Source organism: Nostoc sp., from assembly GCF_036917935.1.
Classification (GTDB): Bacteria; Cyanobacteriota; Cyanobacteriia; order Cyanobacteriales; family Nostocaceae; genus Nostoc.
The window spans coordinates 1-15,997 of record NZ_JBALEL010000016.1; the positions used below are offsets into that span (position 1 = coordinate 1).

Here is a 15,997-nt window from a genome sequence, read left to right on the forward strand (position 1 = left end):
GGTACTAAGAATCCACAGACCTTTTTAAGAGCTTTGGGACCAGAACCCTGGGCTGTTGCCTATGTTGAACCCTGTCGTCGCCCGACTGATGGACGCTACGGTGAGAAGCGATCGCTTTCCCATCGCGTAAATTATTTATAGATCAATTCCTTTGCGCTTCAATCTGGCAAATGATATACAACCGACAATCCTTGCATACACAACGTTTGTCGGTTTCTGTGTGAATGCGAATGAGAAAATAAGTTATATAAAATATAGTAAGATTTCGTAAACTCTTTGCTGTAACCACCCAGAAAAAATTCAGTTCCCTGTAAATAATGTTTCAACTAGTACAATAGCGATCGCGCCCTCTTGTTTAGCATTGTAGAGGGCTTTATCGGCTGAAGCGATGAGCATATATGATCTTATATCCCAAGTGGGTGGGTATGAGAAAAGTAATAGCCAATCGCTTTTATTTGCACCTTCCCTGCGGTAAGCCTCTTTGCGTCTATGGCTGAGAAAAAAACTCTACTTCTTCATCGCCGGATATTGTTTCAACACCTGCTGCAAATATTGCCCAGTATAAGACCTGGGATTTTTTGCAACTTCCTCTGGTGTACCCACAGCAATTAGTTCTCCCCCTTTATCGCCACCTTCTGGCCCCAAATCTATCACCCAGTCAGAACAGCGAATTACATCTAAGTTGTGTTCAATTACTAATATTGAATTGCCTTTATCCACCAACCGTTGCAACACATCTAACAATTTGTGGACATCATAAAAAGATAACCCTGTTGTCGGTTCATCTATTAAATATAGTGTCTTCCCTGTGGCGCGTCGAGATAGTTCTGTTGCTAATTTTACCCGTTGTGCTTCCCCACCAGATAAGGTAGTCGCAGGTTGTCCTAGTTGAACATAACCCAACCCGACATCAAATAAAGTTTGCAAACGCGCGATCGCTTTGGGAATATTTTGGAAAAAGTCTAAACTTTCCTCAACTGTCATTCTCAAAACATCAGAAATTGACTTATCTTTGTACTTCACCTGCAAAGTTTCGCGGTTGTATCTTGCACCTTTACAAATTTCGCATTGGACGTAAACATCCGGGAGAAAGTTCATTTCAATAACATTCACACCCTGTCCGCTACAAGCTTCGCAACGTCCACCTTTAACGTTGAAAGAAAATTGTCCGGGTTTGTAACCCCTAGCTTTAGCTTCTACTGTTTGGGAAAATACATCCCGAATGGCATCGAAAATCCCCGTGTAAGTGGCAGGGTTAGAACGTGGTGTGCGTCCAATGGGAGATTGATCGATGACGATCGCTTTATCAATCGCGTTTAATCCCTGAATTTTATCCAAATGCCTGGGTAAGGGAACTTTTTTAGTTAAATGGTGTTGCAGAGATGGGTACAGTAATTCGTTAATTAGGGTAGATTTGCCAGAACCAGACACACCAGTAATGGAGACGAGTTTACCTAGTGGAATATCTACATCTATATTTCTTAAATTGTTGCGATGGGCATTTTTAATTCCCAAACTGCGTCCATTTCCTTCTCGGCGTTCTAGTGGTGTGGTAATTACTCGTCTTCCTGATAAATAAGCACCAGTCAAAGAATCTTCCGCCGCTAATAACGCCTGAAAATCACCTTGGGCGACAATATTTCCGCCGTGAATTCCTGCACCAGGGCCAATGTCAACTATGTAGTTGGCTGCACGAATTGTTTCTTCATCATGCTCAACGACAATTAATGTATTACCCAAATCGCGCAATTTCGTTAAGGTTTTGAGCAACCTACCATTATCTCGCTGATGCAAACCAATACTTGGTTCATCTAAAACGTAGAGAACTCCTGTTAAACCAGAACCAATTTGCGTTGCTAGACGAATTCGTTGGGCTTCGCCACCGGAAAGGGTCATGGCTGGACGATCAAGGGTGAGATAATCTAAACCTACATCCAACAAAAATTGCAATCTTGCTTTGATTTCTCTCAGGACTAAATCAGCAATTTGTAACTGGCGATCGCTCAACTTAAATTGCTCAATTCTCTCTCGACAATCCCGAATTGATACCCCAGTCAACTCTAAAATTCCATATTGCCCCAACTTTACAGCCAAGGCTTCCGGTTTTAATCGTTTTCCCTGACAAACTTCACACGGTTGATCAATTAAATACTGCTCTAATTTTTGCTTAACTAATTCAGAGCCACCCTCATATTGTCGTTGCAAAATTGGAATAGCACCTTTAAAATTCTGGGTTTTTTGTGCTTTTGTGCTTCCTTCTTCTTTCTCTCCATATAGAATAATCTGCTGCTGTTCTACTGTCAGCTTGCTCCAATTTGTCTGTAATTCAAACCCATGAGCTTGTCCTATACTATAAAGTAATTCCAAATAATAAGAATTATCTTTTTCTGACCAAGGCGCGATCGCAGCATAAACTGGCGCTTCCCAGTCAGGTACGATCAAATCTGGCGCAAATCTTCTTAAAGTCCCGATTCCATGACAGTGCGGACAAGCACCATAAGGTGAATTAAAGGAGAACAATCGCGGCGATAATTCCTCCATTACCGCGCCATGTTCTGGACAAGCAAAGTTTTCGGAAAATACTAATTCTTCTTCTTTTTCTTGTCCGTCGTCACCAAGCAGACTCACGAGAATCGCCGCAATCCCACCCGATTGTTTGAGACACGTAGACAGGGAATCAACCAAACGCTCCTGAATATCAGCCTTTTTCACCAAGCGGTCAATTACCACTTCTATGGTGTGCGTAAAATTTTTATCCAATTCAATAGAATCTGACAGTTCGCGAATCTCGCCATTGATCCGCACACGGACAAAACCAAGGGAAGCCAGACTTGACAAAAGCTTACGGTGTGTGCCTTTTTTCCCCCTGACAACGGGTGCAAGGATTTGGAAGCGGGTGCGGTCTGGTAATTCCATGATGCGATCGCACATCTCATCGATTGTCTGGGGTGCAATACAGCGATCGCATATCGGACAATGGGGTTCACCAGCCCGACCAAACAACAGCCGCAAATAGTCGTAAATCTCTGTAACCGTACCCACAGTGGAACGGGGATTATGAGACGTTGACTTTTGGTCAATAGAAATTGCTGGACTTAAGCCTTCAATGGCTTCCACATCCGGCTTATCCAGTTGTCCTAGAAATTGCCGTGCGTAGGCGCTGAGGGATTCCACATAGCGACGTTGCCCTTCAGCGAAAATGGTATCAAAGGCTAGGGAAGACTTACCAGAGCCAGAAACGCCAGTGAACACAATCAGGCGATCGCGCGGCAATTCCAAGTCAATATTTTTCAGATTATGCTGCCTAGCACCCCGAATCCGAATGGTATTCTGGCTGTTGTGGCTGGGGTAGGGAAGATGTCCATTCAAGGATGCTGCTAGCTGTTGGTCTGACATATTGGGCGGCGAAGAAGGAGTTTCTTATGAAACAGTCCTTAATAATACTATCTTTAATCGGTTTATTGTAGAACAATAGTACTGTTATAGTTAGTTATCATTCCAGATTCATGCCGCAGACATACTTAAGAGTCTGCTAATTTGGAAGCATCCGATTAAATATCCTTCTGAGGGCGAAACTATGGTATCGCAAATCCAACCGCCGACCCAGCCAGAGGTGATCTACCCAGATAGTGACGGACAACCAGTGGCTAATAATACCATACAGTTTGGCTGGATTGTAGAAATTAAGCAGAATATAGAGTGGCTATTTGCAGACAATCCAAATGTATTTGTCGCCGGGGATTTATTTTGGTATCCGGTAGAGGGACGCAACAAAATTGTTAACGCCCCAGACGTGATGGTGGTATTAGGTAGACCAAAAGGCGATCGCCTGTGCTACCAACAATGGAAAGAGGAGGGAATTGCACCACAAGTGGTATTTGAAATTCTTTCTCCCAGCAACACCCAAAGTGAAATGGACAAGAAATTACTTTTTTATGACCGCTATGGTGTGGAAGAGTACTACATTTACGATCCTGAGAAAAATAATTTGCACGGTTGGTTGCGTGGTGAAGATGGCTTAGATGTCATCCCCCAAATGAAAGATTGGGTGAGTCCTTTATTAAAAATTAGGTTTGTTCCATCATCAGAGAGTTTGCAGCTATATCGCCCTGATGGAGAAAGGTTTTTAACTTATACAGAAATTTCCCGCAACGCCGAACAAGAACGACAACGGGCTGAACAAGAACGGCAACGGGCTGAACGGGCTGAACTTGCCAGAAGAGATGCCATACCCCGATTATTGCAAATGAGTTTGAGTATCGAACAGATTGCACAAGCTTTAGGATTATCAGTGGAAGAAGTGCGAACCCTTGCTCAGGAGTAATGTCGTGTGCAATTTTTTAATCAGGCCATTAGAAATTGAAATTGTATTTGAGATATTCTGATTATGCTAGCCAATGCCACCACCCATAATGTCATCTGGGAAAAGTTACCTGATGATTTTGTTTTAGAGAACGAACCAGTAGATAACATTAATCGGCCACTCTTGGCTGCTGCTTTAACAGAAAGCTTGGAACTTGCTGACAGATTACCCGCAAATGCTTTAACCATCACCAACTACGGCATCTGTGCCACCTTCAATAATCGATTTGTGATCAAAGCACCAGATTGGGGATATGTATCATCTATTCGAGTCTCACGAGAAGAAGTGAAGCGCAGTTATACCCCACGACTGCAAGGTGATATTCCCGTAATTGTGATGGAATTTCTCTCAGATACCGAAGGTGGAGAGTATTCTAGTAAACCAACCTATCCCCCTGGTAAATGGTTCTATTATGAGCAGATTTTACAAGTGCCAAACTATGCCATTTTTGAACCAGAGGGGGGAGTGTTAGAAGTTTATCGGCGAGATGATTTAGGACATTATGAACTGCAAACACCGGATGTAAATAATCGTCACTGGATTGGCGAAATGAACTTGTTTTTAGGCGTATGGGAAGGAAGCCGAGAAAACCGCACAGGTTATTGGTTACGTTGGTGGGATGACAACGGCAAACTATTGCTGTGGGGTTTGGAATTAGCAGCAAAAGAACGGCAAGAGAAAAACGCTGCTCAACAGCTTGCATAACAAGAAAGCCAGCGTGCAGAGAGATTAGCCGCTCAGTTAAAAGCGCTGGGAGTAGAACCGGAAGTTTAACTCGGAAATGCGATATTGGAAGTGCGATCGCATTTTCAACTAAAGAAAGGGCACTGTTACCCCTAATAGCTCCGTTGATCATAAGTAGGTAGGCACAAATAAACCTAACTATGTAACGAAAAGTAAAAGCGGTGAAAACCTTGCGATTGCTTCACTCCACTTCGTTACATTCGCAATGACATAGTTATAAATTTTCTCACCTACCTACTTACCAAATAAGAATCTAAAAGCGAATACTTCTACAACAAAAAGATAGAAAAATGCTCGATTAGAGTTCAGTAATTTATGAACGCCAGCGAAATACCTTTCTCATTATAATATATAGCTATACTTGCACCTATTGCTCCTAACAACAGAATCACAATGTAGAATCTAGCCCAATAAGTGGACTCTCAAGTGAAATATTGATGGACAGAAATATAGCGGTTCTCAGTTGAGTGAGGTACAAGAACCCCACCCCCAACTCCCTAAGAGCAAGCGAGGAGGGGACTATGATGTACCTTATATGATTAGGAAACGCTATAATTTTTTTAAGTATTTCATTTGGATTTTTACGAATTATTTTAATGTCCAGTATTTTCTTGACAACTTGAGCTTAAATTAAAGCCTTGACATTCTGTAGCTTTCAGCAATTGCCTAACCGGATCGCCAGGCTGACAACTGATAAAAGTTGCCCCAACCGCAGCCAATGTAACAACAGTGGCTAGTCCTAGCACTGTAGCTCGTTTTCTAGGTTTGATTGTACTAACTAAAGTTTCTATCCTGCTGGCAGTACCAACAACCTCAATGGACTTGAGTACTTTCAACGCAATAGCCGCATTAGCATAGCGACGTTTGCGATTTCGTTCCACTATTCTCATTAACCACGACTCAAAACGTGGACTGATGTGAGGAACGAATTGCTGGAAATTAAAGCGATAGTTATCATCAATTAATTTCTCAATCTCAACAGAACGGGTATTAGTAAGTAAGCAAATTAGTGTTGCTCCTAAACTATATAAATCTGATGCCTCAGTCAGAGAATGACCAAACTGTTCCTCTGGTGGCATAAAACCTGGAGTTCCTGCTACAAAGCTGCTCAGAGCTATTTTCGTACCCTGTATTCTAGCCAAACCAAAATCCACCAAGTAAGCATTTAGTTCTTGATCAACCAAAATATTCTCTGGCTTAATATCCCGATGAATAATTGGGGCAACTTGCTTTTGTAGATAAACCAAAATTTCTAAGATTGACAGAGCAATTTGCTTAATTTCTTCAGGATGAAAGCTGCGTTTTAATCCCAAGGATGGAGCATTTTTATATTCCTGTACCAGATAAAAAGCCCTTGGCATTTCAAAGGAATCTACATAGCGAGGAATGCGGGAATGATTCAATTGTTGCAACATTTCAATTTCGCGCTGATATGCTTTCACACCTGATAAATCAGCACCTGCACGAGCAAAACAAAACTCTTTAATCACCACCTGTTGATTAGAGTTGAGGACATTAGCTAAGTAAGTAATCCTTCCCCCTTCTCGGTTGCGTCCTAGTTCGCTGATGACTTGATAGCCTTGTTCGGAAAAATCTGGATGGTGATTTAAACGAATTACCCCTTTATATCCATTACGCACATCAAGCTCCATTTCACAAATCATACGAGTTTGATTCTGTCAAGGCGCAATTAAAAAATTAATATCCACTCACCCAGATTGTTAGCCCCATTTTTACCCTGCCTGGGCTAAGGCACATCGGCAGGGCGAAATTGTTAACTTTGCGCTAGCCAATCGACAATCTGGGCATTAACAACATCTGGAACCTCATCGTGAGGACAATGACCGGCATTGGGAATGGGAACAATTTTGATTTCTTTGCCATTCTCACGCGCCTTTTCGTAAATCTTTGCCCCGGTAATTGGTGTCCAAGGGTCGTCAGCACCCCAAATTACTAATAAAGGACGTTCGACTTTTGGCAATAGTTCCTCTGGACTAGGGCCAGGAGGTGCTGTGAGAATGGAGGCGAAAACTTGTTGCGCTCCTGGGTCACAAGAGGGAGTATAAAGTAAATCGACTAATTCATCGGTGACGGCTTGGCGATCGCGGTAAACTTGGTAGAGGGTACGGCGAATTTGGGCTTTTTGGCGGATGCGGTTATAGACAAATTTACCTGTAATTGGCGATCGCACAAACCGATTAAAAGCTGCCATCACTATCCGTAGCGGCGGGTTCAATTCGTGGGGACGATGACTCAACCCACCCGCAGAGTTAATTAAAATACCACCAGCAGCAATTTCTGGATGTTCTACCAGCACAATTAAGCTCAAAAGTGCGCCGATGGAGTTGCCAATAAATACAGCAGGTTCTTGGATGTGTGCGGTGCAGAAATCTTTCAGCTGTTCCACCCAAACTTCTACACTGTAATCAATGGGTGCTTTATCAGAACCGCCAAAACCTAAAAGGTCTATAGCAAATACCTGGTAGCCAGCATTAGCTAAAACTGGGATATTTTTGCGCCAGTGTCCAATGGAAGCACCAAAGCCGTGAACCAGAACCAAAGGGCGTCCTGTGCCCACAACAGTGTACTGAATTTTATAGCCTTGCCAATTCCAAAAGAATTTTTCAAAAGCGTCTTGAGTTGCAAGCGGCTGTGTAGTTACAGTCATTATTAAGATTAATAAAGTGTTTCTTTAATATAGTAATGTTCTCTGACCGAAACAGTGTTGAGTAAAAAAAGCAAAATTTGCTCAGGGGTTAAAAGCTAGCTAGCGCATCGTCGTGCGATTCTATGATGTTCAAAACCGCTTTATTGGCTATAGCGAATGACCAAAATAGTTTTATGATTCTCTAAGAAAGGATGTTTGAAATTATTTAGGTCTACTACCAAAATATTCTCAAGCCCATTCTGGAAAATGGTGAATGGTGAATCACCCAAAGGTGATTCGTGCAATGCTGGTGTTGAAACTTCTTCCAGGGTTAAATAAAGTATAGGGAGTTGAAAAAGTATGGCTGAACACCCATTTCATGACCAACTGAGTTTAGAGGAACAAACTGAAAAACTCGCAAAGCAAGCAGTAAGCTTGGGTTTGATTCCAAGTTTTGTGGTGCATTACTTTCCCGATACCTGGGTATTCTATATACCTAATGAAAGTAAATCAGAACCGCTGACACCAGAAGAGGCATACTTTCGTTTAAAGCAACTGGTTAAACAGTAGATATTTTGACAAGAGATTTTTGAAGATAACGGCTAGACACTGCAATTGTTAAGTAACAGTAGTTATGGCGAAACCAGCAATTTTAACCGTCGATGATGATCCAGAAGTGTTGCAAGCGGTGTCACGAGACTTGCGGCATCAGTATGGCGATCGCTTCCGCATTGTCCGAGCAGATTCCGGTATTACGGCTCTGGATGTGGTGCAGCAACTAAAATTGCGGAATGAAGCAGTTGCTCTATTTCTAGTGGATCAACGTATGCCCCAAATGGGAGGCGTGGAGTTTCTGGAACTGGCAAAAGGCATCTTTCCCGATGCGAAACGCGCCTTGTTGACGGCCTATGCAGATACGGATGCTGCTATTAAGTCAATTAATAGTGCCAGACTTGATTATTACTTACTCAAGCCCTGGAATCCACCAGAAGAGAAGCTATATCCGATTTTAGATGATTTGCTAGATGACTGGCTAGCTGGATTCCGCCCACCCTTTGAAGGTATTCGAGTCATTGGTAATCGCTGGTCGCCTTTTTCACATCAGGTGAAAGACTTCCTAGCACGTAACCAGATTCCATATAAGTGGTTAGATATTGAACTGGAGCCGGATGCGGCCAAATTGGTGGAATACGCCCAAGCTGATGGTAGACAACAATTGCCCTTGGTGCTGTTTCCCGATGGTTCCCGGTTAATTCAACCATCTAATTTAGAGATTGCCGCCAGAATTGGACTGCAAACTCAGGCAGAGCGCCCCTTCTATGATTTGGCGATCGTGGGTGCTGGCCCTGCCGGACTGGCAGCTGCCGTCTATGGCGCTTCTGAGGGATTAAGTACTGTCTTAATTGAGCGTGAAGCGCCAGGAGGACAAGCAGGTACGAGTTCGCGGATTGAGAACTATTTGGGGTTTCCTGTTGGTTTGAGTGGCAGTGATTTGGCAAGGCGGGGAGTCACCCAGGCGCGGCGATTTGGGGTAGAAATTCTCACTCCTCAAGTAGTAACTGGGGTTCGACTGGAAGATCCTTATCGGGTTCTGCATTTGGCGGATGGTAGCGAGATTAGTTGCCATGCACTTTTAGTTGCAACCGGTGTTTCCTACCGTTGGCTAAATGTTCCAGGAGCCGAGAAGCTCACAGGAGCAGGAATTTATTACGGTGCTGCCATGACTGAGGCGATCGCTTGCACCAACGAAGAGGTTTACTTGGTAGGCGGGGCAAACTCTGCTGGACAGGCAGCAATGCACTTTTGTAAGTATGCCAGGAAAGTGATCATCTTGGTGCGGGGTGAGTCACTCTCATTGAGTATGTCCCAATATTTGATTGACCAAATTGCCGCGACTGAAAATATCAAAGTTTGCACAGGTTGCAGCGTCGTGGAAGTGAAGGGAGAGGAACATTTAGAAGCAATTGTGATTGCCCATACCAACACTGGACAAACCGAAACTCTGCCAGCGCGATCGCTGTTTATCTTCATCGGTGCTAGCCCCAAAACTGATTGGCTTGATGGTGTTATTCAACGCGATGCTCAGGGGTTTATCATCACAGGGCCAGACTTGATGCATAATGGCAAATCTCCTCGTGGTTGGCCTTTGGAACGTTCTCCTTTTTTACTAGAAACCAACATTCCCGGCATCTTTGCCGCCGGAGATGTCCGCTATGGCTCAATCAAGCGGGTGGCATCCGGTGTGGGAGAAGGTTCGATCGCCATTCAATTCGTTCACCGCTACCTAAGTAATGTTTAGCTGAAGCGGCAAATACTATGCTGTTTAACTAAAATCTCCAAACCCTCTCCCCTGCCCTCTCAAGGAGGTTCATTGATGTTATGTGTTGAAGAATTAATCAACTTAGACCCATTTCAACAGCTTCCCAAAGAGCGATTGCAGTGGGTTTGCGATCGCGCTCAAACAGTTGAACTTTCGGCAGGAGAAGTGTTGTCCCATGAGGGAGACCCTGCATGTCGCTTATTTATCTTAGTCAAAGGTAAAATCTACATCACCCGCCGCAGTGAAGGAGTTGAAATTCCCATCGGGCAACACGAAGCTCCATCCTTTTTTGGTGAAATTCCAGTACTCACAGATGAACCTGCACCTGTGACAATGCGGGCATTGACAAATTGCAACCTTTATGCTCTAAAAGGAGAAGACTTCCGTCAACTGCTACATGAATGTCGTGATTTTGAGCGGATGGTCTTCCGGATTATGCAACGTCGTGTCCGGGGGCTAGAGTCTTTTATTCGTGGGCGGGAAAAGATGGCAGCTTTAGGGACACTTGCCGCCGGTCTAGCTCATGAACTCAACAACCCAGCCGCAGCCCTCGTTCGGACTTTAAGAGAAATGCCAAGTGCCATCCTAGAGTTACAACGAATGAACTTAGTTTATGGGCAACGCAATGTTGAGGAAGCCCATACTCAACACTGGTTGAGAGTACGCGATCAAGGCTATGATGCGATTTTGAATAATCGCCTAGATCCGGTGACACTAAGCGATCGCGAAGCCATATTGCTAGAATGGTTAGAAGACTATGGTGTCAACCAAGCATGGAAATTAGCAGAACCTTTAGCGGAAGGTGGTGTTGAGGTTGAAACCCTAGAGCAACTCATGGAACGTTGGCGCAACGACGATACCGAATTGCGAGAAATGGGATTGCACTGGCTATCGCTTTCCTTTGAAGTCATGTCGATGATTAAACATGGTTTGCGAGGATCTGAGAGGATTTCCGAACTTGTACAAGCGATGAAGTCTTATTCTTACCTAGATCAAGGCACTCAGCAAGAAGTAAATATACATCAAGGTTTGGAAGATACCTTGCGATTGTTTGCTCATAAACTTAAGTGCGGTGTCCAAGTGCAACGCAATTACGATCAACGTCTTCCAACAATCCTTGCCTATGGCAGTGAACTCAATCAAGTGTGGACGAACTTAATTGACAACGCTATTGATGCAATGGATGGTAAAGGACTGCTGGAAATTACAACATACCATTGCGATCGCTATGCACATATTGACATCATCGATTCTGGCAGTGGAATTCCACCTGAAATTAAAACCCGCATTTTTGAACCTTTCTTCACTACCAAATCAGTGGGGCATGGTTCAGGACTCGGTTTGGAAACCGTTCGCCGGATTGTAGAAAATCGCCATCACGGTACGCTTTCGTTTGAGTCGCAGCCAGGCAGAACTTGTTTCACCATTTGCCTACCCTTACCCTTATCAAATAAATGAATCAATAAGCGACTCGTTAAAAATGAAATGGGAACCAATGGTTCCCAAAATTTAGCAGCAAGTGAATATTTTCGTCAGACTTCTAGTTTCTTATTGACTCCTACACTAGAATTCCTTTTGTATTTATAAATAAAATGTTGGGGTAGAAGAAGTTTTTGGAGGTAAGGGTTGGGGATTAAGTGCTACCCAGCCAAAAGAAAATAACGAAAATCTACTACTAGGTGGTGGCAGTGGTAAAGTTGGTGAACCACCATTAATAGATAGAGCTTCAGTGTCTGTCATTTCGCTCTCTTGAAGATAGATATCTTCAATGACTATTTTTTTTGAGGTTTGCATGATCAGTTTAAGCTAAAATTTATATTCAGTTACCAAATAAATTGAGAAAAGTTGCCTTGAGTTATTTCATGACAACCTCTTAATTGCCCTCGCAGAAATTTCTGCATGGATTAATTAGGGATTACTCCTGGTCAATTAATATCTGATAATTTTGGTGTTTTGGGCTGTTGTTCGGAGCTAATTAATTCAGTCTTAGGTGGTTTTCCTATTGTCTTAGGAGGTTGTTTTTTTGTTGTGGGTTGTGGGTTATTATTCTCGCTCATGTTAATTTATCTCCTTGATAGCTTTAATTATTTGGGTATTTTAAGATTTATTGCTTGGAGTTGGTCAAGCAATAAATTCAGTGAACGCAGTCAGTTTGTGTTCTGATGATTATGACTTCAAGCGATGTCATCTCAATTCCGTAATCCTGTTGAAAATTTTGCTCCATTTCTAGGTTGAATACTATTGTAAAAGAGATAGATAGGGGAAAAAACTCCTTACTTTCTACCTCTTTTACCTCAGTTTTCTATTCAAACTATTTTTGCAGCCAGACCGATATTGAACCACCAGGACACGGGAAATTTCCCCATCCGTCGTTATTGGTGTGAATGATATCGTTTATATGTCCCGTGGCATCGTAAAATTCCTGATTGGGTCGGAACACATTCATCCACTTGTTCCCTGCTGAGCTATTGGTCAGCACTACAGCCATTGCACCCGGATGATTACTATTACCCAAGCGCGTCCAACCGATAGTATTGGGATGGTCAAAATAATCATGCTGGTCGCCAAAACCGTATTCTCTACGCGCCTTCAAGAACTTGTCAATCAAAAAACGGTGCGAGTAAAGGGTATTATCACGTTCTTTATCTTGATATTGTGCCCCGTAATAATCTGCATAGAAAACGCAAGGATAGCCTTCGCGACGCAGTAAGATTAGTGCATAGGCTAAGGGCTTAAACCAAGGTTCAACAGGCGACTCTAGGGATTGGCAAGGTTGGGTATCATGGTTTTCGACAAAGGTCACAGCGAGGGCAGGTTGTTCTTTAACTAAGGTTCTATCAAAAATCGATCGCAGATCGAAACTACTGCCCTGGCGACTAGCTTGGTGAAACTTGAAATGTAGAGGCACATCAAATAACGACAAACGCCCATCACTAGAGGCAATATAACCGTGTAAGGCATCGATATCTTGAGACCAGTACTCCCCAAAGCTAAATAGTTCCCGCCCACCAAAATGCACTCGCAGGTGATTTAACCAATCACGGAAAAAAGTGGAGCGGATATGTTTAACAGCGTCAATGCGAAAGCCATCTACACCGGTGGTATCAACAAACCAACGCCCCCAATACATCAACTCACCGCGCACGAGGTCATTACCTGTATCCAGGTCATTCGCCATTAAATAATCGTAGTTACCATGTTCGTGGCTAACTTCCGTCTCAAAATGTTTATCTTTAAGGCGATAGAGCTTGTATGCATTTTTGGTATCTGCGTTATATGATAATGAATCAAAACACCACCAATACCATTTCATACTGGAGTATTTATCTCCACGACCAGGAAAATTGAACTTTGTATAAGCTCCAATTTCGTACCAATCGCTGACAGGACGGTTGCGGTCATTCCAATCCATTTCCTGGGCCGAGATGCGTTCTATTTCATCCCCACCATCTTTGTGGTTGAAAACCACATCAGCATAGATTTGAATACCTGCACGCTGTGCCGTTTTAATCGCCCTTAAGTATTGCTCGCGTGTTCCATATTTTGTCCGAACAGTATTTTTTTGATCGAACTCACCCAAATCAAACAAATCGTAGACTGCGTATCCAACATCCCCTGTTCCACCACTGCCCTTATAAGCTGGCGGCAGCCATAAGGCATTGAAGCCTGCATCAGCTAGCTCATTGGCTGTTTTATCCAGCTTGTCCCATAACGTACCATCATTGGAGATGTACCAATGGTAATACTGCATTATTACGCCGTTGGTCATGCGATCGCCTTTGTAGAATCTTTGATTTTACAGATTTCTGTCAGAAATCTCTGATGCTTAGAATATGTTACTTTTGTCACACATCCTAACTTCACCCTAATTTATTTAGGTTTCAATGACGACTTAACAAAGGACAAATGGCAAAGGTGTTAAACCTAAACCTTGTGGCGAGATGCACTATCTGAGCAAGTTCTTAGAAAAGCGGATGTCATTCGCTTATATCCCCCGCTTGAAAGACGGGGGCTTTACGCATCACGCCTCGTAAAGCAAGTCGCTGTGAAATTGAGAAATTACAGTTGGAAACGGCGAGGCGTTTTCAGATGGCATTGGCAACTTTTTCCATTGTGGCGTGGCGTTTATTACGGCCACTACGCAAAGCGTGATAATTTGGGCAGATTACAGGCGGCGTTATACATTAATAAGTGTATCTGCAATACCGGACTTGTTCTGGCTCAGTCTCAATAGCAAAGGTTTGGAGATGTTTACTTTATCAGAAACTTCTATCCTGGCAGCAATCCTACTGGTAGCTTTAGGCATTTTGGGCTGGGGCTTTTATCGCGCCAGACCTTTTGGTAAGCTGGGAATCTTAGCCTGGTTACAGTCGGTGGTGTTGATGACTCCCTGGCTCCTATTTTTTGGATTGTTTGCCGCAGGGATTTACATCAATATAGCGGGTATATTGTTCTTAGTGGTGATTTCCGCTGGATTGTACATCTTCTTGGGCAGACAGTTACGCGCATCTGGGCAAGATGCCATCCTCAAGCAAGGCGCAACAGAAAGACTTGCTGCTGCTTCCTCACTTGCAGCAAATTCCCCCCAACTAGCAGTCACAGAACTGAAAGCGGAGATCCCGCCAATACCGGAAGATGACTTGAATGCAATTAAAGGTATTTTCGGTATCGATACATTTTTTGCCACAGAAACGATCGCCTACCAAGATGGAGCCATTTTCAAAGGCAATTTGCGGGGAGAACCAGAAGAGGTTCACAACCGTCTAACTACAAGTTTACAGCAACGCCTTGCTGATCAATATCGCCTGTTTTTAGTGGAAAACACAGACGGTAGACCAGTAGTAATTGTCCTGCCTAGCCGCAATGATCCCCGGCCGATGTTGTTATCGCAAAAAGCTTTTGCAGGTATTCTATTGGTAGCAACTCTGGCCACAAATCTAGAAGCTGCGGGCTTATTGCTGAATTTTGATTTCTTTGGCAATCCAGGGCGGTTTCAAGAAGCTTTGCCCATAGGCGCTGGGATATTTACGATTTTAGTCGCTCACGAAATCGGTCATTGGTTACTTGCCCAGCGTCACCAAATTCGCCTTAGCTGGCCCTTCTTTCTGCCGGCTGTGCAAATTGGCTCTTTTGGTGCAATTACCCGCTTTGAATCTCTGTTACCCAACCGCAAGGTATTATTTGATATTGCCTTGGCAGGGCCAGCCGTAGGTGGTATTCTCTCTTTGTTAATGCTGGTGACGGGCTTGCTGCTTTCCCACCCAGGTAGTTTATTTCAATTGCCAAATCAGTTTTTCCAAGGGTCGATTTTGGTGGGAAGTTTAGCGCGAGTTGTCCTTGGTTCGGCGTTGCAGTCATCCCTGGTAAGTGTTCATCCCCTAGTGGTAATTGGTTGGCTGGGGTTAGTAATTACTGCTTTGAACTTGATGCCCGCAGGACAACTAGATGGTGGCCGCATTGTTCAGGCGATTTATGGACGCAAAACCGCAGGACGGGCAACGATCGCAACTTTAATTTTACTGGCGTTAGTGTCTCTCGGTAATACTCTTGCCATGTACTGGGCGATCGTGATTTTCTTCTTGCAACGAGATCAAGAACGCCCCAGCTTGAATGAAGTCACTGAACCCGATGATGCCAGAGCCGCTTTGGGTCTTTTAGCTCTATTTTTGATGATTACTACCCTTCTACCCCTCACTCCCGGCTTGGCTGGACGTTTGGGAATAGGGTAGCGCTTAATGGAGCCAACACCCGAACAAGCACATAAAGCTAGTTATTTAACGTGAGTTCGATGAACCTCTCCCTGACTTAAACTAAAGTTCAAATCTGTCCCTTTCCGAGTCGGAGAGGGACGGTTTTGCGTAGTAAAACCAGGGAGAGGTCTTTTCATTAAGCGAACACCAGATGAGCCGTCGAACTCACCTTA

10 protein-coding genes and 2 pseudogenes are annotated in these 15,997 nt (G+C 43.6%); 7 read left to right on the top strand and 5 right to left on the bottom strand.

Annotation, left to right across the window (positions count from 1 at the left end; genetic code table 11):
• A pseudogene (locus V7K62_RS07080) lies at positions 1–105 on the top strand (glycine--tRNA ligase subunit alpha); the annotation flags it as partial.
• Between the two features lie 402 nt (positions 106–507).
• Here the strand turns inward: V7K62_RS07080 and uvrA are convergent.
• Positions 508–3,396 (bottom strand): excinuclease ABC subunit UvrA, encoded by a 2,889-nt coding sequence (uvrA, locus tag V7K62_RS07085; RefSeq protein WP_334863065.1) that lies wholly within the window; start codon positions 3,394–3,396, stop codon positions 508–510.
• Positions 3,397–3,577: 181 nt separating this feature from the next.
• Between uvrA and V7K62_RS07090 the strand changes: the two genes are divergently transcribed.
• Together V7K62_RS07090 and V7K62_RS07095 are read left to right on the top strand one after the other, a co-directional pair.
• Positions 3,578–4,324 carry a Uma2 family endonuclease gene (locus V7K62_RS07090; RefSeq protein WP_334863067.1) on the top strand — a complete coding sequence of 249 codons (747 nt, stop codon included), beginning with the start codon at positions 3,578–3,580 and terminating at the stop codon, positions 4,322–4,324.
• A gap of 63 nt (positions 4,325–4,387) precedes the next feature.
• A pseudogene (locus V7K62_RS07095) lies at positions 4,388–5,137 on the top strand (Uma2 family endonuclease).
• Positions 5,138–5,700: 563 nt separating this feature from the next.
• On the opposite strand, the gene V7K62_RS07100 reads toward V7K62_RS07095, so the two are convergent.
• Together V7K62_RS07100 and V7K62_RS07105 are read right to left on the bottom strand one after the other, a co-directional pair.
• Positions 5,701–6,759 (bottom strand): serine/threonine protein kinase, encoded by a 1,059-nt coding sequence (locus V7K62_RS07100; RefSeq protein ID WP_334863259.1) that lies wholly within the window; start codon positions 6,757–6,759, stop codon positions 5,701–5,703.
• A gap of 122 nt (positions 6,760–6,881) precedes the next feature.
• The gene (locus V7K62_RS07105; protein ID WP_334863069.1) at positions 6,882–7,775 is read right to left on the bottom strand and encodes an alpha/beta fold hydrolase; all 894 of its coding nucleotides are present in this window, start codon (positions 7,773–7,775) and stop codon (positions 6,882–6,884) included.
• Positions 7,776–8,114: 339 nt separating this feature from the next.
• Between V7K62_RS07105 and V7K62_RS07110 the strand changes: the two genes are divergently transcribed.
• The 3 genes from V7K62_RS07110 to V7K62_RS07120 all read left to right on the top strand — a co-directional run bounded on the left by V7K62_RS07110 (position 8,115) and on the right by V7K62_RS07120 (position 11,532).
• Positions 8,115–8,324 (top strand): hypothetical protein, encoded by a 210-nt coding sequence (locus V7K62_RS07110; RefSeq protein ID WP_334863071.1) that lies wholly within the window; start codon positions 8,115–8,117, stop codon positions 8,322–8,324.
• A 64-nt stretch (positions 8,325–8,388) separates the two neighbouring features.
• On the top strand, positions 8,389–10,053 hold the full coding sequence (locus V7K62_RS07115; RefSeq protein WP_334863073.1) for an FAD-dependent oxidoreductase: 1,665 nt from the start codon (positions 8,389–8,391) through the stop codon (positions 10,051–10,053).
• 75 nt (positions 10,054–10,128) lie between these two features.
• The gene (locus V7K62_RS07120) at positions 10,129–11,532 is read left to right on the top strand and encodes an ATP-binding protein (protein WP_334863075.1); all 1,404 of its coding nucleotides are present in this window, start codon (positions 10,129–10,131) and stop codon (positions 11,530–11,532) included.
• 123 nt (positions 11,533–11,655) lie between these two features.
• On the opposite strand, the gene V7K62_RS07125 is transcribed toward V7K62_RS07120, so the two are convergent.
• Positions 11,656–11,868: a hypothetical protein gene (locus V7K62_RS07125; protein WP_334863077.1), complete on the bottom strand. Its 213-nt coding sequence runs from the start codon at positions 11,866–11,868 to the stop codon at positions 11,656–11,658.
• A gap of 517 nt (positions 11,869–12,385) precedes the next feature.
• On the bottom strand, positions 12,386–13,843 hold the full coding sequence (locus V7K62_RS07130) for an alpha-amylase (RefSeq protein WP_334863079.1): 1,458 nt from the start codon (positions 13,841–13,843) through the stop codon (positions 12,386–12,388).
• A gap of 478 nt (positions 13,844–14,321) precedes the next feature.
• Here V7K62_RS07130 and V7K62_RS07135 point away from each other — a divergent pair, with 478 nt between their 5' ends.
• Positions 14,322–15,803, top strand: coding sequence for a site-2 protease family protein (locus V7K62_RS07135; RefSeq protein ID WP_334863081.1), 1,482 nt, complete (start codon positions 14,322–14,324; stop codon positions 15,801–15,803).
• The last annotated feature ends 194 nt before the right edge of the window (positions 15,804–15,997 follow it).